We start from the raw sequence: 19,283 nt of genomic DNA, 5'->3' as shown, positions 1-19,283 counted from the left end.
GGCTCAATCCACGGCCTTCGTCAGGCCGACCCTCATGTCCTTCGCCGTGAACACGAAGATGCCATCCGCCAGCACGCGCTCATCGGCGATGCCGAGCACCAGCTTGCCGCGGCGGACCATGCGCATCGCGACCTCGTAGCGCACGCCTCGTGTGTTTGGTGTGATCTCGCCGGTGCACTCCACCTCGCCGACCCCGATGGCGCGGCCCTTGCCCGGTGAGCCCGACCAGCCGAGCCAATAGCCGACCATCTGCCACATGGCATCGAGCCCCAGCGTCGGCGGCAGCAACGCATCGCCGCGATAATGGCAGTTGAAGAACCAATGGTTTGGCGCGATGTCGAGCTCGCCGACGATATGGCCCTTGCCGAACGCGCCGCCGTCCATGCTGATTTCCGTGATGCGGTCCATCATCAGCATCGGCGGTGCCGGCAATTGCGCGTTGCCGGGGCCGAAATAGCCGCCTTCGCTCGATCTCAGCAGCTCGTCTCTTGAGTAGGACGGTTGCGGCGCGTGGAAATCGTGAGGGTTGGGCAAGATGACAAGTCCTCGCGGGCAGGCGGCGAGGGAAATGTCGTTGGTCGGGCCGCAATGTCAAGCAGAGCTGGTTCGACGCTCAGCGCAAGGTCGCACGCCGGAGGCTGCTACCTGAGGGCGCGAGACTTCGACAGCCGACGCTTTGCACTGGTCCGGACCTGTCGGTTTGTGGTGTCGGGACCGGCCGTGGTTGCCGCGTGCCGCACAACGGTGTCAGTCGGGCCAAGGATGCGTCCATCCCGAGCCCGTAGCTCGAGCCTGCGCACGGGAAGGCCGGATTTCTTGTCGACCAGCAGCACGTGGGCCTCTTCAGGCGCGAAGAAAAAGTCCTCGCCCCATTGTCTGAGTGCAGCAAGAACCAGAAACAGCCCGCGCCCTTTTTCCGTCAACTCGTATTCCTGATAGGGGCCGCCCTCTGCCGATGGCACCAGGTCCATGATGCCGTGCGCCACGAGATTGCGCAGCCGGGCCGATAGGATGTTCTTGGCAAGGCCGAGACTCCTCTGAAATTCTCCGAACCGGCGCAAGCCATCGAAGGCGTCACGCACGATGAGAAGCGACCACCAGTCGCCGATGGCGTCCAGAGGACGCGCCACGCCGCACAGCGAATCCTTGTGACTAATTCTCTTGCCCATCCTGAACGCTCTCCCGCCCGCGCGCTGCCATTCGAACGCGCTGCAACGCCTATAATGGTTGCAATGTGAAACCTCAAGGGATATGCAAAAATGGTTTCAAGCTGAAACCACAGAATTCGAGGACCCCATGATCCAGCCCGACGCCACGTTCGGTGGCACCTTCGCCTTCACGCCGCATTTCACCGATGCTGCAGCTTTCAAGATGCATTTCGTCGATGAAGGCCCGCGCCGCGGCGAGATCGTCCTTTGCCTGCATGGCGAGCCGACCTGGGGCTATCTGTTCCGTCACCTGATTCCGGTGTTGAGCGCGACGCATCGCGTCATCGTCCCGGACCACATGGGATTCGGAAAGAGCGAGACGCCGGCGGCACGCAGTTATTGGCTGCAGGACCACATCGACAATCTTGAGAAATTCGTCCTTGCACTCGACCTGACTGACATCACGCTCGTGATGCACGATTTCGGCGGCCCGGTCGGCATGGGACTGGCGGCGCGGCACCCGGACCGCATCCGTCGGCTCGTCTCGACCAACGGCCCGACACCATTCGGCCAAGTCGATCTGCTGGAGCGCGTGACTGCAAATGCCGCCGTTTCACCGTGGTTTCGGTGGATTGCGCAAGCGGAAGCAGACGGCACTCTCGAAGCGGTGCTTGGACAACTCGGCTTCAACATCTTGAGCACGCTGAAGCTGAATGGTTTCGAGAACAACGCGATCATCAGCGATGATTGGCTTGAGGCCTATGGCGCGCCGTTCGCCAATCCGGCCGAATGCCTCGGGGCGATCGGCTGGGCGAAGGGTTTTGCGATCGGTGCACACCAGTTCGCGGCGCCTGATGCCGCGGCAGATCGCATCATCCGCGGCAGGCCAGCGCTGGCGATCTGGGGCGAGGCGGACCGCACGCTTCACGCGGCGCACTTCTTGCCGCTCTTCGAAGCGGTCTTCCCGGGTGCGAGCGTCCATCATCTCACTGGAGCGGGCCATTACTGCCTCGAGGATGCGCCCGGGGCCGTCAATCGTCTGATCGTGGAATTCATCAACCAGACCTGACCTCGCCGAGACATACGGACCGGGGACGCTGGCGTCCTCGGTTGCGAGGTTTCAGTTCGAAACTGATTTGTGGAAAGAGATGGTGCTCACGCCACCCGGCCGTGGGTCTCGACCGCGTATTCCGGATCCGCTTCGCAGATCACGCGGTTGCGGCCGTTGCGCTTGGCGGCGTAGAGGCAGGCATCGGCACGCTCGATCAGCGCGTCCGTATCGTCGCCTTCCTTGAGCATGGATACGCCGACGGAGATGGTGACGCGGCCGAGGATCTCGCCGGTCGACTTCTTCTTCAATTCCTTCGCCATCACGGCGCGGCGGATATGGTCGGCTACCGTGAGAGCCTGGCGCAGCGCCGTGTTGGGCAGCACGACCGCGAATTCCTCGCCGCCATAGCGGGCGGTGATGTCCTGGCCCTTGATGGTCTGCTTCAGCGAAAGGCCGACGAGCCGCAGCACCTGATCGCCAGTGAGATGGCCGTAGGAATCGTTGAACGACTTGAAGTGATCGATGTCGAACAGCAGCAGGCACAGCGGCTCGCCCGAGGCCAGCGCGCTCTGCACGGCCATGCCGATCATGCGGTCGAAATATTTGCGATTTCCGAGGCCGGTGAGCGGATCGGTCAGGCTCTCGGCGCGGATCGCCTCCAGACTCTGCTGGAGATTGCTGATCTCGTTCTTCGACAGCGTCAGGCGATCTTCCAGCGCCTTATTGGCCTCGCGCATCTCGCTGGTCGAACGCAGCAGCGTTTCGACGATCGCCTTGATCTGGTCACGGCTCTTGGCCGACGACAGCTTCTCGGTCGCCCCCGACAGGCTGGCATCGTAGGAGCTGGTCATGCCCAGTGCATCGCTCAAGACCTTCATCACGTCGTCGATCTCGCCGATGACGCGCGCGCCGACCTTGTCGATGCGGTCGGTGGTCTTGATATGGGAAAGATAGGTCTCGTAGATCTGCTCGAGATCGGCCTCGGTCAGCTTGCCGCTTCGTGCCAGAGTCTCGTTGATGATCTTGTTGAGGGGCGCGTTGTAGCCGGTGGCGTAGACGTACCAGATCTCGTAATTGCGGGGAATTGCCGTCTGCCGCAGCGACCGGATCTGACCGAGCGCTACCTCGGCGAACGCCATCGTGCGTTCGTGTTCGTCGAGCACCTTGACCACAGAACATACCCCACAGCGGTCGGTGCGCCCACGACCGCAGCAATCCCTAAATTATGTTCGCAGGCTAACGGACGATCGTGAACGCCCCGTAAATATACGTTCACGGGCGTATCCAAAAAATTGCAAATCGACGGTTTTCAACCGAAATCTGGACCGCCGGTGCGCTTCAGGCCCCGGCGGGGGAGCGCACGGGCCGCAGCAGAAACGCCGGCAGATGGGAGTGATCGCCCGGCTCGGTGTCGACCTCGCGTTGGCGGCGCGGCTCGGGACGGCCGATCGACGGCACATGCCCATGATTCGCCTGCGGGCGCGCGTCGCGCCGCGGCTCCGCCCTGCGCTTGTCGTCCGACCGATGCCGGCCTTCGGAGGGCTGTCGTGCGTCCGAAGCGTGCCGGCTCTCTGAAGAATGTCTTGTCTCGGAAGAATGTCTTGCCTCGCCACGGGACTCGCGCGGCTCATGGCTGCGCTCACGATCACGGCCGCGCTGCGGCTTACCGCGTCCGCCGCGTGAACGATCGCGGCCGCGCGGCTGCTCAGCCCCGTCGCCGGCTTCGGTGTGGACTTCGTAATCGCCCTCGGCGCGCGGAATGCTCTGGCCGATCAGCTTCTCGATGGCCGCCATCGACTTCTGGTCGAGCGGCGTCACGATCGAGATCGCAGTGCCGGTGCGGCCCGCGCGGCCGGTGCGGCCGATGCGGTGGACGTAGTCGTCGGGGTGATGGGGGACGTCGAAATTGAAGACGTGGCTGACCTCAGGGATGTCGAGGCCACGGGCGGCAACGTCGGAGGCGACGAGCAGCGGCAGCTCGCCCTTGCGGAACTGGTCGAGCGCGGCCATGCGGGCCGGCTGGTCCATGTCGCCGTGCAGGGCGCCGACGCTGAAGCCGTGCTTCTGCAGCGACTTGTGAACGATCGCGACCTCGCGCTTGCGGTTGCAGAAGATGATCGCGTTCTTGAGGTCCTTGGCTTCGCGCAGCAGGCGGCGCAGCAACTCACGCTTCTCGTGCGCCTCGCGCCCGGCAGGCACCTGGGCCTGGGTCACGGTGACGGCGGTGGTGGCGGGCTTGGAGACCTCGACCTTCTGGGGATTGTGCAGGAAGGCTTCGGTGATGCGCCGGATTTCCGGCGGCATGGTCGCGGTGAAGAACAGGGTCTGTCGCGTGAACGGAACCAGCTTGCAGATGCGCTCGATGTCGGGAATGAAGCCCATGTCGAGCATGCGGTCGGCTTCGTCGATGACGAGCAGCTCGACGCCGGTGAGCAAGAGGCCGCCGCGCTCGGTGTGGTCGAGCAGGCGGCCGGGCGTTGCGATCAGCACGTCGACGCCGCGCATCAGCTTGGCGTCCTGGTCGCCGAAAGAGACGCCGCCGATCAGCAGGGCGACGTTGAGCTTCTGGCCGGCGCCGTAGCGGTCGAAGTTCTCCTTGACCTGGGCCGCGAGCTCGCGGGTCGGCTCGAGGATCAGCGTGCGCGGCATGCGTGCCCGGGCGCGCCCTTTTTCGAGGATCGTGAGCATCGGCAGCACGAAGGCCGCGGTCTTGCCGGTGCCGGTCTGGGCGATGCCGAGCACGTCCTTGCGTGCGAGGACGTGGGGGATCGCCTGTTCCTGGATGGGGGTGGGATTGGTGTAACCGGTGGCCGCCACTGCGGCGAGGACTTTTTCGGACAGTCCGAGATTTGAAAAGGACATTGAGCCTCTGGTCGAAACCGCCGTTCGGAATCGAGGGTAATAAGGCTGTCGCGTTCCACCCCGAAACGGCGCGCTCTCAAAGAAGCTGGGGGTGCTGACTCACGCGAACAAAGCGCCAGGCTCGGGAATCGATGTTCGATCTGAGCCGCGTCGCCACGGAACATAGGGCGGAATCCGCCAAAGTCAATGGAGCGGGCGCGGGAAGACCCTAAAAAACCTGAGGTTTTTGCCCAAATCTCGGGCGCGGCTGGGGTTTTCGGCTCAGCCCCGCGCCGCTGCCGGCGCGGCCGAGGCGGCGGCTAGCTAGCGCTCCTCCGAGCCCTTCGCCCGGAAGTCGCCGGGGGCCATGCCATAGGCGGCGTTGAAGACCCGGTAATAGGTCGCCAGGCTTTCGAACCCGCAGGCGGTCGCGATATCGGCGATCAGCCGGTCCGGCGCCTCGCGCATCAGGCGGCGGCTCTGCTTCAGCCGTTCGTCCGTCACGGTCTGCGAGAAGCTCTTCGCTGCCGTCTCGAACAATATGTGCAGGTGGCGCACCGACACCGCGAGCTCGTCGGCCACCATCGTCGGCGTCAGATCCGGATTTTGCAAATGGCGTGCGATCAGGCGCCTGGCCTGCGAGAGGCGGGCGGTCCGCAGCGCGGCCTGTCCGCGCCGGCTGCCGGGCCGCACGATGCCGCGCTCGATCAGCGCCAGATGGGCCAAAGCCTGAACCAGGGAGGTCGCGTCCTCGGCGCCTTCGTCGGTAGACGCCGCGTCGAGCTCGGCAAAGCAGGCGCCGAGCAGGGGCGACAGGGTGGGATCATCGAATGTCCTCGGCGAAAGTTCGCGCATGCGCTTGTCCTGCGCCGGGATGCTGCTCACCGGGATCTTCAGGATGCGCAGATGAAAGCCGCCTGCGCCGAGCGGCGTGGTGCGGTAGGGCAGGTCGGTGTGGCTGGTGGCGAAGCTGCCGTTGCCGATCGCAAAGTCGCTTCCGCGCATGCCGCCGAACCAGCCGCCGCTGCCGAGCTGCTGATAAACGCAGATGGCATCGCCCGGCGCGTTGGCGATATCGGACGTGCTGCGCTCGACCGTGTAGGCCGAGGCCTTCAGCTCGACGAGACCGGCGCCGCCAAGCTTGCGCAACGAGAATTCGCCGAAGAAATCCGCGCGCCGTTCGCGCTCGAGCTCGGCGGTGACGCCAAACAATCCCTTGGAGCGCACCTCGCGCCAATAGTCGAAGCGATCGTTCGGCTCGACCTCGTCGGTACACCACGTCAACACGGCAGGCCCCCGCTTGCAGCGCAATTGCCCCAGAAAGAGCAGATTCCGCGGGAATCTGCCATAGCCGGATCAAGGAATCGGCGCCCTGGTCCTTGAACCGGCCTCGCATCTCGGCCGACTATCACACAGCGGCAGAGGGTCCCATGAACTGCCGTTTGAAGGAAGCGGCCTGGCGCCGTCCTGCAACGGGAATCGTGCGATGACGCGTCGGCTTTTCAGAATTCTGGCGGCCCTTGGCCTGGCAGCTAGCCTCAGTGGCCTTGCGCTTCCGGCGCATGCCGAGAAGCGCGTCGCGCTCGTCGTCGGCAACAACGACTACAGCAACGTCCCCAAGCTGCTCAAGGCGGTCAACGACGCCCGCACCATGGGCGACACGCTGAAGCAGCTCGGCTTCTCGGTGATGGTGGCGGAGAACCAGAACCGGCAGCAATTCTCCGAGACGCTGCTCGCCTTCGACAAGGCGATCGAGCCGGGCGATACCGCGTTCTTCTTCTACGCCGGCCACGGCTTCGAGATCGCGGGCCAGAACTATCTGCTGCCGACCGATGTGCCCGCGGCGACGGAGGGGCAGGAAGAGCTGGTGCGCGATGCCTCCATCCTGGCCGATCGCATCATCGAGCGCCTGCAGAACAAGAAGGCGCGGACGTCCATCCTGGTGTTCGACGCCTGCCGCAACAATCCGTTCGAGCGCAAGGGCACCCGCGCCGTCGCCGGCGGCGGCGGACTTGCGCCGATGACGCAACTGCCCGAAGGCGTGTTCTCGGTGTTCTCGGCCGGTCCGCGCCAGACCGCGCTCGACCGTCTGTCCAACGACGACACCAATCCCAATTCGGTGTTCACGCGCACCTTTGCCAGGGAGCTGCTCAAACCCGGCGAGAACCTCGTGCAGGTGGCGCAGCGCACCCGCCGCGCCGTCAGCGAGATGGCAGATACCGTCAAGCACAGGCAGGTGCCGGTCTATTTTGACCAGATGGTGGATGACGTCTTCCTCAGCGGCATGGCGAAGGATGCGGCGGCGCGTTCCGACGATCCGCCGCCGCAGAAGCTCGCGGCGCTGCCGCCGGTGTCGGTGCCGCAATTGCCGAAAGAGGAGGCCACCAATGCACCGATCGCGAGTTTCTCGCGGCACAATGGCGGCTGGAGCGTGGTGTTCTCGTTCGCCGATCCGACGCTCGGCATCTCCTGGCGCATGGCCGGCAAGGGCGATTTCCGCGAGACCGGCTTCATCGACACGCTCGATCCGCGCACGCGCAAGCGGATGCCGAACCCGTCGATCGAATTGCCGCCGGATGCGCAGGCCGGCACCATCGAGGTCCGCTATGTCGATCAGGCCGGCGACCTGCAGGGCCCGTTCCCGATCAAGTTCGATCCCGAGGCCGCGCTGATCCGCGACCAGCGCAAGATCCTCGACATGACCGCGACGAGCTGGCTGTCGTTCCGCGAGTTCAACGGGCTCCTGGTCTACTACACGCACCTCGTCTCCTATCGCTGCGCCATCCGCGAGGTGCGCATCGGCATCGACACCGCCGTGCCCAACCAGGTGCTGAAGATGCCGCCTTGCGACATGCGCGACCCCAGCGCGATCACCGCCGGCATGCCGCTCTACATGAAGCTTGCCCCGAGCACGCAGTTCGTCTCAGTGGAGCTGACCTATCGCGACGGCAGCGTCTCCGAGATCAAGAGCTTTAGGAGCGCGAACCGGAGTAACAATTGAGCCGGCGTGACCCGGGTCCTTGCAGGTGGAACTCGCGCCTTTTGCAAATCGTTATCGGAGCTATCGAACAGTTCATCGGAGTTCGGCGCAGAAGGTCGGCCTTCTTAGGAGCAAAGGCGCTGTCCCTTTGAAGGGAGTGGACTATAAAGGGGCATTTGGGCTGCCGCAGCCGCTTCGATGAGAAGGAAACAACTTCATGAAAAGACTTGCCACAGCCGCATTTTTCCTCGTCCTCTCGACAAGCATTGCTCCTGCAATAACTGCCGAGGTCGCGAAGAAATGCAATGCAGCTGTTGCGAAGACCTTCCCGCCGCGTGTTCCCGGCAATCCTGCGGCGGGCAGCGCAAAAGGCTCCGGGAGCGACCAAGCGGCATTCTATAAAAAGTGTGTCGAGAATGGCGGCGAGATGCCGACGAAGTCCGATGCCGCCAAATGAATCCCGGAGATCAGAACGCTGCCTAGTCTGAAGTCGACCAGTCGAATTCAAGTGTTGTCTTTATCTGGCATTCTTGATCGATACTCGCATCGCGGATCGTGGCGGCAATGATATCCGACCAGCAATCGAACCGGACGAGAAAAGTCCGCTGCTGCATCGTTGGCGGCGGGCCGGCCGGCATGATGCTTGGTTATCTCCTGGGGCGGGCCGGCATCGAGGTCGTGGTGCTGGAGAAGCATGCGGATTTCTTCCGCGACTTCCGCGGCGACACCGTGCATCCTTCGACGCTTCAGGTGATGGACGAGCTCGGCCTGATCGACGGCTTCCTGAAGCTGCCGCACCAGCGCCTGCAGAAAATGGATGGACTGTTCGGCGGCACGCCGGTACGCATCGCCGATCTCAGTCGGCTCCACACCAAATACCCCTTCATCGCCTTCATGCCGCAATGGGACTTCTTGAATTTCCTGCGCGAGGCCGGCCGGCGCTTCGTCTCGCTCGAGGTTATGATGAGCACGGAGGCGGTCGATCTGATCCGCCGCGGCGAGACGATCGCCGGCGTTCGGGCGAAGACGCCAGACGGCACCATCGACATCGAAGCCGATCTCACCATCGCCTGCGATGGCCGGCATTCGACGGTGCGCGAGCGAGCAGGCCTTGCCGTCGAGGAGATCGGCGCGCCGATGGACGTGCTGTGGTTTCGCGCCGGCCGCAGACCCGACGAGACCGAGAACGTGTTCGCGCGGGTCGAGCCCGGCAAGATGATGATCACCTTCGACCGCGGCGACTATTGGCAATGCGCCTATGTCATCGCCAAGGGACAGCACGAGGCGGTGAAGGCGAGGGGATTGCAGGCGCTGCTCGACGAGGTCGTGCGCATGGCGCCGATCCTCAGGTCCGGCATCGCCGACGTCAAAAGCTTCGACGACGTCAAGCTGCTGACCGTCGCCATCAACCGCATGGCGCGCTGGACGCGGCCGGGCCTGCTTTGCATCGGCGATGCCGCCCATGCGATGTCGCCGGTCGGCGGCGTCGGCGTCAATCTCGCCGTGCAGGACGCGGTGGCGACCGCCAATCTGTTGGCCGACAAGCTGCAGCACGGCTGCCCGCCCGAGGATGAACTCGATGCCGTGCGCCGCCGCCGCGAGTTCCCGGTGAAGATGACGCAGCGAATGCAGGTGGTGGTGCAGAACAACATCATCAGCGGCGCTTTGCAGGGCGGCGATCGGCCACTGAAGGTGCCGCTGATCGTCCGCCTCATCACCGCGCTGCCTTGGCTGCAGGGCATTCCAGCGCGCTTGCTTGCACTCGGCGTGCGGCCCGAGCACGTGCACTCGAAGGCCGCGCCGGGATCGCAACTAGGATTTCGGTAGGGATAACGCGGGCTAAATGGCGCGCGAGGCGTTGCGCGCCTGCAACAGCACCGATCGATTTGCAGCCCGATGCGGGCTCGTCGGCCACGTTAACCGTGTTGATTTCAATTTTAGTAAGAGCCGTCTGTGACCGTGCGCCGATCAAAGGACACGGGGTGTACCATGCGTAATAAATTGATTGCCGCCTTCGCCTGCACGACCGCTCTGGTTTCGACCGGTGCCGCCTCCGCCGCCGATCTCGGCGCGCGCTACACGAAGGCGCCCGCTTATGTCGAGCCGCTGTTCAACTGGACCGGTTTCTATGTCGGCGGCCATATCGGCGGCGCGTGGACCAACGAGCAGTTCATCAACAACGGGACCGGCGCGCCGTTCGGCGATCTTTCGGTTGGCCAGGGCTTCCGTCAGCGCAATTCGGGCGTCATGGGCGGCGCCCAGATCGGCTATAACTGGCAGGCCAACAACTACGTGTTCGGCATGGAGGGCACGATCTCCGGCCTCGACAACAAGGGCACGTTCACGAACACGGTGTTCGGCGCCGGAGACGACGTGTTCTCCTGGCGTGCCAACGTGCTCGCCACCGTGGTCGGCCGCGCCGGCTTCGCCGTGCAGAACAACCTCTTCTATATCAAGGGCGGCTATGCCGGCGTGAACAACCGTCTGTCGGTCAGCGACACCGTCGGTGTGTCGGGTTCGGGCGGCCAGACCCACTGGCACAACGGCTGGACCATCGGCGCAGGCTGGGAATACGGCATCACCCGCAACTGGATCGTCGGCCTCGAATACAATTACGCGGCCTTCGCCAGCCAGACCTATCAGCTCGGCGGCACCTCGGGTAACTACACCTTCGATACCAAGCCGCGCGACATCCAATGGGCCGTGGTGCGCGCGAGCTACAAGTTCGACGCCCCGACCATCGCCCGTTACTGAGCACGTCGACGCAACGCGACCAACGATCAAGAAAAGCACTGCCAAGTTCAAAAGCCCCGGTTCGGACCGGGGCTTCTTTTTTGAATCGTTGTATTTGCGGCCCGCGTCCGCCTCAGGCCATCACGGAGAAGCCGCCGTCGACCGGGATGGCGGTGCCCGTGACGAAGTTCGACGCGGGCGATGCCAGGAACACGGCGATGCCGGCGAAGTCGTCGATGTCGCCCCAGCGCCCCGCAGGCGTGCGCGCCAGCACCCGCTCGTGCAGCCCCGACACCTGCTGCCGCGCGCCGCGGGTGAGATCGGTATCGATCCAGCCCGGCAGGATCGCATTGACCTGGATGTTGTCGGGCGCCCAGGCATTGGCGCAGGCGCGGGTGTACTGCACGATGCCGCCCTTGCTTGCCGCATAGGCGGTGGCGAAGCTCGCACCGAAGATCGACATCATCGAGCCGATGTTGATCACCTTGCCGTTGCCTGACGCCTTCAAGGCCGGGTAGGCGAGCTTCGAGCACAGGAAGGCGCTGGTGAGATTGGTGTCGATCACCTTGTTCCACTCGTCGAGCTCGAGCTCGTGCGGCGGCTTGCGGATGCTCATGCCGGCATTGTTGATGAGAATGTCGATGCGGCCGAGATCCTTCACCACGCGCGCGATCATGGCTTCGATCGCTGCCCTGTCGGTGACGTCGGTTGCGACCGCGATCGCCCTGGCGCCGCGCTGCCTGAGATCGTCGACCGCCGCTTTGGACTTGGTCTCGTTGCGTCCGACCACGGCGATGTCGGCACCTGCATCGGCAAGGCCGCGCGCCATGCCGAGGCCGATGCCGCCATTGCCTCCTGTCACGATCGCGACCTTGCCGCGGAGATCGAACCGGCTGGATGTCATGCTTGTATTCCCTGGTTTCTTCTATTGGTTGCTCTGCCAGATCAGCACCAGCCCGAAAGCGGCCATGGCAGCGCCATAGCCGGCCCATTGCAGCTGGTTGACCATGAAGCTCGATCGCGGCCAGGGCACCGTGCCGGTCCCTTGTCCGATCCAGAGCAGCCCGACGGCCGTCGCAAGCAGGCCTGCGACCAGCAGAAATCTGCGCATGCATTCCTCCCCGTCGGTTTGCTTCTGTCGCGGTGTTCGGCGCAAAAGATCGCCGTTCTCGCGAAAACTTGGCGCCAGACTAGCCGTAGCTTCGGTTGGGATACAATGGGGAGGACGCATGTCCGTGAAGGTCATCCCGCGGGCATTGCCGCTGCTGACCGACGGCAGGAGCGCCGATGATGCCGGAATCAGGCGGTTCGGCATCGCCCGGGCGGAAGCTCTGGCGTTTCGCGATGCGCGCGGCAAGGCATTCACCGACACCGACTGGACGAAGATCGAGGCGCAGCTCGGGGAGGCGTGCGGGTCACTGAAGGCAAGAATCGGCCGGTAGGCGCGGACAACGAAAAAGCCCCGGACGATGCCGGGGCTTTGACGTTCTGAACTTGCGTTCGGATCAGTACTTCGCGACGACCGGACCGGTCCAGTTGAAGCGGTAGACCAGCGAGGTGCTGATGGTCTGCACCAAGGGCTTGAAGCTGATCGAGTCGGTGGTCGCGACGTTGCCGGCGTCGGTGCGGACGGCAATGTCCTTACGATCGTAGTAGGCAGCGCGATATTCGGTCTTCATGAACCAGCCCGGCGCCGAGATGCCGAAGATGTTCAGGTTGTTCTCGACGCCACCGCCGACGAACCAGCCGTTGCGGTTGAACGAGTCGGTGTGGAAGCCCGAAGCCGTTCCGGCGAGGTTGGTCAAGCCAGCGCCCGACCAGTGCGACCCGGAGTAACCGGCATTGACGTAGGAGAGAACGTTCGGAGCGACCAGATAGCCGAGGCGAACGCCCGCGGCCCAAGCGTCCTGCATCTTGATGCGGCCGGTCAGCGCAGCGAACTCGTCGTTGATGCTGCCACGCAGGCTGCCGAACTGACCGTCGGCGAACACGCCGGCGACCCAGGTGCCGCTGAACTGCCAGTCGTAGCCGAGACCGACCGTTCCGAACCAGCCGTCGCCGCCGACGCGCTGATCGATCGTCACGGGGACGCCAACGAAGTTGGTGTGAGTGTCCGCATCCCAGACGCCGCCGCCGGCGCCACCGAAGATGTAGAAGCCGGTCCAGTTCGCGACGGGGGCCGGCATCGGCGCCTTCACGTAGGGACGGGCAGCCAGGTCAGCGGCCGAAGCCGAACCGGTCATCGCGGCAACCGCGGCCAGAGCGAACAAAACCTTCTTCATGTCAAAATCCCCAACCTTGGTCTGTCGTAACAGGCGCGAGCGCACTGAAGTTCGTGTCATCTGATGGACCGGACTATAGACGTTTCCAGCCGAAATGCTGTTGCCGGGCAGGCACAGTCGCCGGAAAACGCCGGTAAGCGGGGATTGGGCCCCTCGTTACCAAAAATCCAGATAATCCATATAAATCAATTGATTGTTCCAGATTTTGAAGGGGTCGTTTTTGGTGGCTTCTCGTTAGAGAATTCGGCTTTGTTCGAGATGGAGGCAATCCTGCCTCAGTCCTAGGCCTTCTTTGCGCCCGTTAGCCCCCGTGAGTCGCTGGCCGAGTCGCCGCGTGATGGAGTGGGACTCGATCGCCGCGAAGGTGATGCCGGCTCCAGAAACGAAAGAGCCCCGGCGGTCAGGCCGGGGCTCTTGATTGGGCGCGGTAGCGCCCAAAGGGTTGTCATCCCTCTCGCAAGTCAGACGTCCAGCAGCTCTTCGCTGGCGAACTCGGCCTTGTCCGAGATGAAGGCAAAGCGCGCCTCGGCCTTGGTGCCCATCAGGCGCTCCACCGAATCCGCCGTGGTGTCGCGGTCGTCGGCGAGCAGCACCACCTTGAGCAGCGTGCGCTTGCTCGGATCCATGGTGGTTTCCTTGAGCTGTGCCGGCATCATCTCGCCGAGGCCTTTGAAGCGGTTCACCTCGACCTTGGCATTGGCGTTGAACTCGCTCTTGAGCAGCGCGTCCTTGTGGGCGTCGTCGCGGGCGTAGACCGATTTCGAGCCGTGGGTCAGCTTGTAGAGCGGCGGCACCGCGAGGAAGAGATGGCCCTCGTCGATCAGCCGCGGCATCTGCCGGTAGAAGAAGGTGATCAGGAGCGAGGCGATGTGGGCGCCGTCGACGTCGGCGTCGGTCATGATGATGATGCGCTGATAGCGCAGGTCCTCTTCGCGATATTGCGCGAGCTGGCCGCAGCCGATCGCCTGCACGAGATCCGAGAGCTGCGCGTTCGCCGTCAGCTTGTCCTTGCCGGCGGAGGCGACGTTGAGGATCTTGCCGCGCAGCGGCAGCACCGCTTGCGTCTTGCGGTCGCGCGCCTGCTTGGCGCTGCCGCCTGCCGAGTCGCCCTCGACGATGAAGAGCTCGGAGCCTTCGGTGCCGGCGTCGGTGCAGTCGGCGAGCTTGCCGGGCAGGCGCAGCTTCTTGCCGGCGGTTTTCCGCGCGGTTTCTTTCTCCTGCCGGCGTCGCAGCCGCTCCTCGGCGCGGTCGATCACGAAGTCGAGCAGCCGGTTGGCCATGTTCGGATTGCCGGACAGCCAATGGTCGAACGGATCCTTCATCGCCTGCTCGACGATGCGCTGCGCCTCGGCGGTGGCGAGACGATCCTTGGTCTGGCCCTGGAATTCAGGCTCGCGCACGAACACCGACAGCATCACGGCCGCGCCCACCATGACGTCTTCTGACGTGACGGAGGCGGCGCGCTTGCCCTGGCCGACGCGCTCGGCGTGATCCTTCAGGCCGCGCAGCAGAGCGCTGCGCAGGCCGGATTCGTGCGTGCCGCCGTCAGGCGTCGGCACGGTGTTGGTGTAGGAGGAGAGGAAGCCGTCGGCATCTGCGGTCCAGGCGACCGCCCATTCGCAGGCGCCGTGCGCGCCGTTGCGGCCCGACTTGCCGGAGAAGATGTCGGGATGCACCAGCGTGTCGGCGTGAATCGCCGCCGCCAGATAATCCTTGAGACCGCCGGGGAAGTGGAACGTGGCCTCCGCCGGCACGTCCTCGATGCCCTTGAGCAGCTCGGGCGCGCAGTTCCAGCGGATCTCGACGCCGCCGAACAGATAGGCCTTCGAGCGCGTCATCTTGAACAGGCGCTGCGGCTTGAACGCGGCCTTTTGCCCGAAGATGTCGGTGTCGGGCTTGAAGCGCACGCGGGTGCCGCGGCGGTTGTTGACCTTGCCGAGATCCTCGAGCTTGCCCTTGGGGTGGCCGCGCTCGAACGACATGCGGTAGAGCTTCTGGCTGCGCGCGACCTCGACCTCGAGCCGCGAGGAGAGGGCGTTGACCACGGAGATGCCGACGCCGTGCAGACCGCCCGAGGTCTCGTAGACCTTGCTGTCGAACTTGCCGCCCGAATGCAGCGTGCACATGATGACTTCGAGCGCCGACTTCTTCGGGAACTTCGGATGCGGGTCGATCGGGATGCCGCGGCCGTTGTCGGTGACGGTCAGGAAGCCGTCCGCACTGAGCTCGACTCCGATGAAGGTCGCGTGCCCGGCCAGCGCCTCGTCCATCGAGTTGTCGATGACTTCGGCGAACAGATGATGCAACGCCTTCTCGTCGGTGCCGCCGATATACATGCCCGGCCGGCGCCGCACTGGTTCCAGACCTTCGAGCACCTCGATATCGGCCGCGGTGTAATCGGCTTCCCCGCCGCCGCGCGGCGCCGCCTTGGCGGGCGCGCGGGACTTCGGCTCGTCGCCACCGAAAAAGTCGTCTTTTGCTTTAGGCTTCAATTGCTTGGACATATGTCTTGATGTGCTTCAGGGGCCGCGTCAGCGGCGAATCGGTTAGGCCGACTATGCCACTTCTGACTTGGAAAGGTTACCGCAGGGCCGGCCGGGCCGCGTGGTTGGGAGCCAATCCCGGCGATTTTACGCCGCCGGCCAGCCAAATCCCGGCAATTTGACGTCCCCATCCTCGCTGGGCCGGCTTTTGTGACTTGATGTCACACAACCCCTTGGCTTACCAGTCTTTTTCATCGAGCAGCACCTTGAGACGGGGCGGGAAGGCTATTTTTGATGGAGCAGTTTGCGCACGCCCTCGCCGATTTCGTGCGCGTTCACCAGGCCTGGGCGGCGCCGATCGTGTTCCTGCTCGCCTTCGGGGAGTCGCTCGCCTTCATCTCGCTGCTGGTTCCGGCCTGGGGCGCGCTGGTGGCGATCGGCGCACTGATCGGGGTGAGCGGCATCAGCTTCTATCCGGTCTGGATCGCCGGCGCCATCGGCGCGGCGCTCGGCGACTGGGTCTCCTATTGGTTCGGCTACCGCTACAAGGAGAAGGTCGCCGAGATGTGGCCGCTCTCGCGCTATCCGGGATTGCTGCCCAGAGGCGAGGCGTTCGTCCGCAGCTGGGGCATCCCCAGCATCTTCATCGGCCGCTTCTTCGGTCCCTTGCGCGCCTCGGTGCCGCTCGCGGCGGGCATCTTCGAGATGCCCTATTGGAGCTTCCAGGTCGCCAATTTCGTCTCGGCCCTGGTCTGGTCCGCCGTGCTCCTGCTGTTCGGTGACGTGCTCGCCAAGATCATGGAATGGATCTGGCGGGTGGTCTGACGCCGGAACCTTGACGGGAACCGGATCTCGCTCTATAGCCCCGCGCCATGATCAACGCCGCGACCATCCTGTTCGCCCGTCGCCGCCGCCGCAGTCTTGCGGTTTGGGCGGTCGATCGCGTTTGAGATCATCGTCTTTGCCGCTGGATACGATCCGCGGCATTCTCTCTCCTGTCAGCGCGATCTGATCCGGCGGCTCCTACAAGGAGGCCCAGCAGGAGACCACGATGTACACGCCACCCTTTTTCAAGCAGGACCGCGCCGCGAGCCTGAAGTTCGCCGAGGAGCGCGGCTTCGGCACCATGTGTGCCTTTGACGGCAAGAGGCCGGTCGCATCCCCGCTGCCGTTTTATCTGACTTACGCCGCCGACGGCACGCCGCAGGCCTCCTTTCATGTCGCCCGTCACAATCCGCTGCTAAGGCTTGCGGACGGCACTGCGTCCTGGCTGCTCGCGGTCAACGGCCCCGATGCCTATGTATCGCCGGACTGGTACGTGTCGCCGGATCAGGTGCCGACCTGGCTCTACCAGTCGGTGCATCTCAGCGGGCCGGTGCGCCTCCTGACGGATGAGGAATTGTCGGTGCAGATCGACACGCTCAGCGACAAGTTCGAGAGCTGGCTGCTGCCGAAGAAGCCGTGGACCTCAGGCAAGATGACGGCGGGCCGGCTGGAGACCATGAAGAAGGCGATCGTGGGCCTGATGATGACGGTCGAGGAGGTCGAGGGCAGCTTCAAGCTGAACCAGCACAAGTCCGAGGCCGATTATGCAGCGATCGCCAATGCGCTCAGTGCCGGCGACGCCGCCGCCAAGCAGATCTCACATTTGATGCGGCAGGCAAGGCCGCAGCTTTTCGCAGACGACACGAACATGCTCGAAGGGAGCGCGCCATGACCCTCGCCGACACTACCCAAGCTCCGGCCACCAGCTCGGCCAAAAAGCCGGCCACCGTCTTCGTCGACGGCGGCTCCGGCACTACGGGGCTCGGCATCAACGAGCGGCTGAAGCTCCAGAACGACGTCGTCGTGAAGACCATTGCCGACGACAAGCGCAAGGATCCCGCCGCCAAGAAGGCGCTGATGGAGGAGGTGGATCTCGTCATCCTCTGCCTCCCCGACGATGCCGCCAGGGAAACGGTTGCTCTCGTCGACAGCATGGGTGCGGCGGGACCGAAGGTGCTGGATGCCTCGACCGCCTACCGGGTCGCGCCCGATTGGGCCTACGGCTTTCCGGAGCTGACGCCGGACCAGTCCGGCAAGATCAAGGCTGCCAGGAAGGTCTCCAATCCCGGCTGCTATCCGACCGGCGCGATCGCGCTGCTCCGGCCGATCGTCGATGCCGGCCTGTTGCCGTCAGATTATCCCGTCACAGTCAATGCGGTGAGCGGCTATTCCGGCGGCGGCAAGTCGATGATCGCAAGCTTCGAAGACGGCAGCGCGCCGTCCTTCGAGCTCTACGGCCTCGGCTTCGAGCACAAGCATCTGCCGGAGATGCAGCTCTATTCCAACCTGACGCGGCGGCCGATCTTCATTCCCTCGGTCGGCAACTACCGGCAGGGCATGCTGGTCTCGGTGCCGCTGCAGCTCGACACGCTGCCCGGCAAGCCGAGCGGTGCCGATCTGCAGGCCGCGCTCGCCAAGCGCTATGCCGGCTCGAAATACGTCTCGGTGATGCCGCTTCAGAACGAAGCCTCGAAGGGCGGCCGGCTCGAACCGGAAGCGCTCAACGAGACCAATCAGCTCGAGCTCTACGTCTTCGCCAGCGACAAATATCACCAGGCGGTGCTGGTCGCCCGGCTCGACAATCTCGGCAAGGGCGCATCTGGCGCGGCCGTGCAGAACATGCGGCTGATGCTGGGGCTGGCAGAGACGTGACCGATCCAGGGGAGTGTGTGATGAGCACGAAGAAGATTGGCGTTCTCGGCGCGTCCGGCTACACCGGCGCCGACGCGGTGCGCCTGTTGGCGCGGCATCCGAATGCCGAGATCACTGCACTCACTGCCAATACTCATGCCGGCAAAGCGATGAGCGAGGTGTTTCCGCATTTCTTCATGCTGGACCTGCCTAAACTTGTGGAATGGGAAAAGGTCGATTGGAGCAAGCTCGATGCGGTGTTCTGCGGACTGCCCCACGGGACCACGCAGGAAATCATCGCCGCGGTCCTTAAGGCGAATCCCAGGATCAAGGTCCTCGACATGTCCGCCGATTTCCGGCTGCGGGACAAGAGCACCTATGCGCAATGGTACGGCCATGAGCATCGGGCGCTCGAATTGCAAGGCGAGGCGGTCTACGGTCTGACCGAATTCTATCGCGAGAAGATCACGTCGGCGCGGCTGGTCGCCTGTCCCGGCTGCTATCCCACGGCGGCGCTGCTCGCGCTGATACCGCTCGCGAAGGCCAAACTGATCGACGTCGATGACATCGTCATCGACGCAAAATCGGGCGTCACCGGCGCCGGACGCGGGCTGAAACAGAGCACGTTGTTCAGCGAGGCGGGCGAGGGGCTGTCGCCCTATTCGGTCGGCACCCACCGGCATGCGCCCGAGATCGAGCAGGAGATCAGCCTCGCCGCCGGCTCTGCGGTGACGGTGAACTTTACCCCGCATCTGATCCCGATGGCGCGCGGCGAACTCTGTACATCCTATGTAAAGCTCAACGGCGCGACGCCCGACGATTTGCGGGACGCGCTCGAGAAGGCTTACGTCAACGAACCCTTCGTGCATGTCGCCAAAAAGGGCGTGCTGCCGCAGACGCAGAATGTACGCGGTTCCAACTACGTGCAGCTCGGTGTCGTCGCCGACCGCATCAAGAACCGGGCGATCGTCATTTCCACGCTCGATAATCTGGTGAAGGGCTCGGCCGGGCAGGCGATCCAGAACATGAACCTGATGTTCGGATTGCCCGAAACGATGGGGCTGGAGCAGATCGCGCTGTTCCCGTGAC

19 protein-coding genes are annotated in these 19,283 nt (G+C 64.1%); 10 read left to right on the top strand and 9 right to left on the bottom strand.

All coding sequences use genetic code 11. The features are described 5' to 3' along the window. Positions 1 to 3 precede the first annotated feature (3 nt). Together fabA and P6U31_RS19935 are read right to left on the bottom strand one after the other, a co-directional pair. On the bottom strand, positions 4 to 534 hold the full coding sequence (fabA, locus tag P6U31_RS19940) for a bifunctional 3-hydroxydecanoyl-ACP dehydratase/trans-2-decenoyl-ACP isomerase (RefSeq protein WP_407183377.1): 531 nt from the start codon (positions 532 to 534) through the stop codon (positions 4 to 6). Positions 535 to 641: 107 nt separating this feature from the next. Then, complete coding sequence (locus P6U31_RS19935; protein ID WP_407183376.1) at positions 642 to 1,169, bottom strand: winged helix-turn-helix transcriptional regulator; 528 nt, start codon at positions 1,167 to 1,169, stop codon at positions 642 to 644. Between the two features lie 127 nt (positions 1,170 to 1,296). Between P6U31_RS19935 and P6U31_RS19930 the strand changes: the two genes are divergently transcribed. Further along, complete coding sequence (locus P6U31_RS19930; RefSeq protein WP_407183375.1) at positions 1,297 to 2,217, top strand: alpha/beta fold hydrolase; 921 nt, start codon at positions 1,297 to 1,299, stop codon at positions 2,215 to 2,217. 86 nt (positions 2,218 to 2,303) lie between these two features. On the opposite strand, the gene P6U31_RS19925 is transcribed toward P6U31_RS19930, so the two are convergent. The 3 genes from P6U31_RS19925 to P6U31_RS19915 form a co-directional block, all read right to left on the bottom strand. Continuing rightward, a complete protein-coding gene (locus P6U31_RS19925) occupies positions 2,304 to 3,371 on the bottom strand; it encodes a GGDEF domain-containing protein (RefSeq protein WP_407183374.1) in 1,068 nt (355 codons plus the stop codon). Positions 3,372 to 3,537: 166 nt separating this feature from the next. Then, positions 3,538 to 5,061, bottom strand: coding sequence for a DEAD/DEAH box helicase (locus tag P6U31_RS19920; RefSeq protein ID WP_407183373.1), 1,524 nt, complete (start codon positions 5,059 to 5,061; stop codon positions 3,538 to 3,540). Between the two features lie 303 nt (positions 5,062 to 5,364). Beyond that, positions 5,365 to 6,327, bottom strand: coding sequence for a helix-turn-helix domain-containing protein (locus P6U31_RS19915; protein ID WP_407183372.1), 963 nt, complete (start codon positions 6,325 to 6,327; stop codon positions 5,365 to 5,367). A gap of 199 nt (positions 6,328 to 6,526) precedes the next feature. Here P6U31_RS19915 and P6U31_RS19910 point away from each other — a divergent pair, with 199 nt between their 5' ends. The 4 genes from P6U31_RS19910 (at position 6,527) to P6U31_RS19895 (ending at position 10,774) form a co-directional block, all read left to right on the top strand. Beyond that, a complete protein-coding gene (locus P6U31_RS19910) occupies positions 6,527 to 8,041 on the top strand; it encodes a caspase domain-containing protein (RefSeq protein WP_407183371.1) in 1,515 nt (504 codons plus the stop codon). A gap of 196 nt (positions 8,042 to 8,237) precedes the next feature. Beyond that, positions 8,238 to 8,477, top strand: a complete 240-nt coding sequence (locus tag P6U31_RS19905; RefSeq protein WP_407183370.1) for a hypothetical protein — start codon at positions 8,238 to 8,240, stop codon at positions 8,475 to 8,477. Between the two features lie 107 nt (positions 8,478 to 8,584). Then, the gene (locus P6U31_RS19900) at positions 8,585 to 9,847 is read left to right on the top strand and encodes an FAD-dependent oxidoreductase (RefSeq protein WP_407183369.1); all 1,263 of its coding nucleotides are present in this window, start codon (positions 8,585 to 8,587) and stop codon (positions 9,845 to 9,847) included. A 162-nt stretch (positions 9,848 to 10,009) separates the two neighbouring features. Further along, complete coding sequence (locus P6U31_RS19895) at positions 10,010 to 10,774, top strand: outer membrane protein (protein WP_407183367.1); 765 nt, start codon at positions 10,010 to 10,012, stop codon at positions 10,772 to 10,774. A gap of 112 nt (positions 10,775 to 10,886) precedes the next feature. Here P6U31_RS19895 and P6U31_RS19890 read toward each other — a convergent pair whose 3' ends face one another. Both P6U31_RS19890 and P6U31_RS19885 read right to left on the bottom strand, forming a co-directional pair. Beyond that, the gene (locus P6U31_RS19890) at positions 10,887 to 11,657 is read right to left on the bottom strand and encodes an SDR family NAD(P)-dependent oxidoreductase (protein ID WP_407183366.1); all 771 of its coding nucleotides are present in this window, start codon (positions 11,655 to 11,657) and stop codon (positions 10,887 to 10,889) included. Between the two features lie 21 nt (positions 11,658 to 11,678). Continuing rightward, positions 11,679 to 11,864 (bottom strand): hypothetical protein, encoded by a 186-nt coding sequence (locus P6U31_RS19885; protein WP_407183365.1) that lies wholly within the window; start codon positions 11,862 to 11,864, stop codon positions 11,679 to 11,681. A gap of 118 nt (positions 11,865 to 11,982) precedes the next feature. Between P6U31_RS19885 and P6U31_RS19880 the strand changes: the two genes are divergently transcribed. Beyond that, on the top strand, positions 11,983 to 12,195 hold the full coding sequence (locus P6U31_RS19880) for a hypothetical protein (RefSeq protein ID WP_407183364.1): 213 nt from the start codon (positions 11,983 to 11,985) through the stop codon (positions 12,193 to 12,195). Between the two features lie 63 nt (positions 12,196 to 12,258). Here P6U31_RS19880 and P6U31_RS19875 read toward each other — a convergent pair whose 3' ends face one another. Together P6U31_RS19875 and parE are read right to left on the bottom strand one after the other, a co-directional pair. Continuing rightward, positions 12,259 to 13,035 carry an outer membrane protein gene (locus P6U31_RS19875; protein ID WP_128925497.1) on the bottom strand — a complete coding sequence of 259 codons (777 nt, stop codon included), beginning with the start codon at positions 13,033 to 13,035 and terminating at the stop codon, positions 12,259 to 12,261. A 461-nt stretch (positions 13,036 to 13,496) separates the two neighbouring features. Next, positions 13,497 to 15,539, bottom strand: coding sequence for a DNA topoisomerase IV subunit B (gene parE, locus P6U31_RS19870; RefSeq protein ID WP_407183363.1), 2,043 nt, complete (start codon positions 15,537 to 15,539; stop codon positions 13,497 to 13,499). Positions 15,540 to 15,812: 273 nt separating this feature from the next. Between parE and P6U31_RS19865 the strand changes: the two genes are divergently transcribed. The 4 genes from P6U31_RS19865 (at position 15,813) to argC (P6U31_RS19850) (ending at position 19,282) form a co-directional block, all read left to right on the top strand. After that, positions 15,813 to 16,343, top strand: a complete 531-nt coding sequence (locus tag P6U31_RS19865) for a DedA family protein (RefSeq protein WP_407183362.1) — start codon at positions 15,813 to 15,815, stop codon at positions 16,341 to 16,343. Between the two features lie 226 nt (positions 16,344 to 16,569). After that, entirely contained in the window at positions 16,570 to 17,235 is a 666-nt protein-coding gene (locus P6U31_RS19860; protein WP_407183361.1) for an FMN-binding negative transcriptional regulator, read from the top strand. Then, positions 17,232 to 18,215, top strand: a complete 984-nt coding sequence (argC, locus tag P6U31_RS19855) for an N-acetyl-gamma-glutamyl-phosphate reductase (protein ID WP_407183360.1) — start codon at positions 17,232 to 17,234, stop codon at positions 18,213 to 18,215. Before P6U31_RS19860 ends, argC (P6U31_RS19855) begins: the two co-directional genes overlap by 4 nt. A 20-nt stretch (positions 18,216 to 18,235) precedes the next feature. Beyond that, positions 18,236 to 19,282 carry an N-acetyl-gamma-glutamyl-phosphate reductase gene (argC, locus tag P6U31_RS19850; RefSeq protein ID WP_407183359.1) on the top strand — a complete coding sequence of 349 codons (1,047 nt, stop codon included), beginning with the start codon at positions 18,236 to 18,238 and terminating at the stop codon, positions 19,280 to 19,282. Position 19,283: the final 1 nt, after the last annotated feature.

Origin of the sequence: Bradyrhizobium centrosematis (assembly GCF_045571495.1) — a bacterium.
Lineage (GTDB): Bacteria > Pseudomonadota > Alphaproteobacteria > Rhizobiales > Xanthobacteraceae > Bradyrhizobium > Bradyrhizobium centrosematis.
This window is presented reverse-complemented; position numbering and strand designations above follow the sequence as displayed.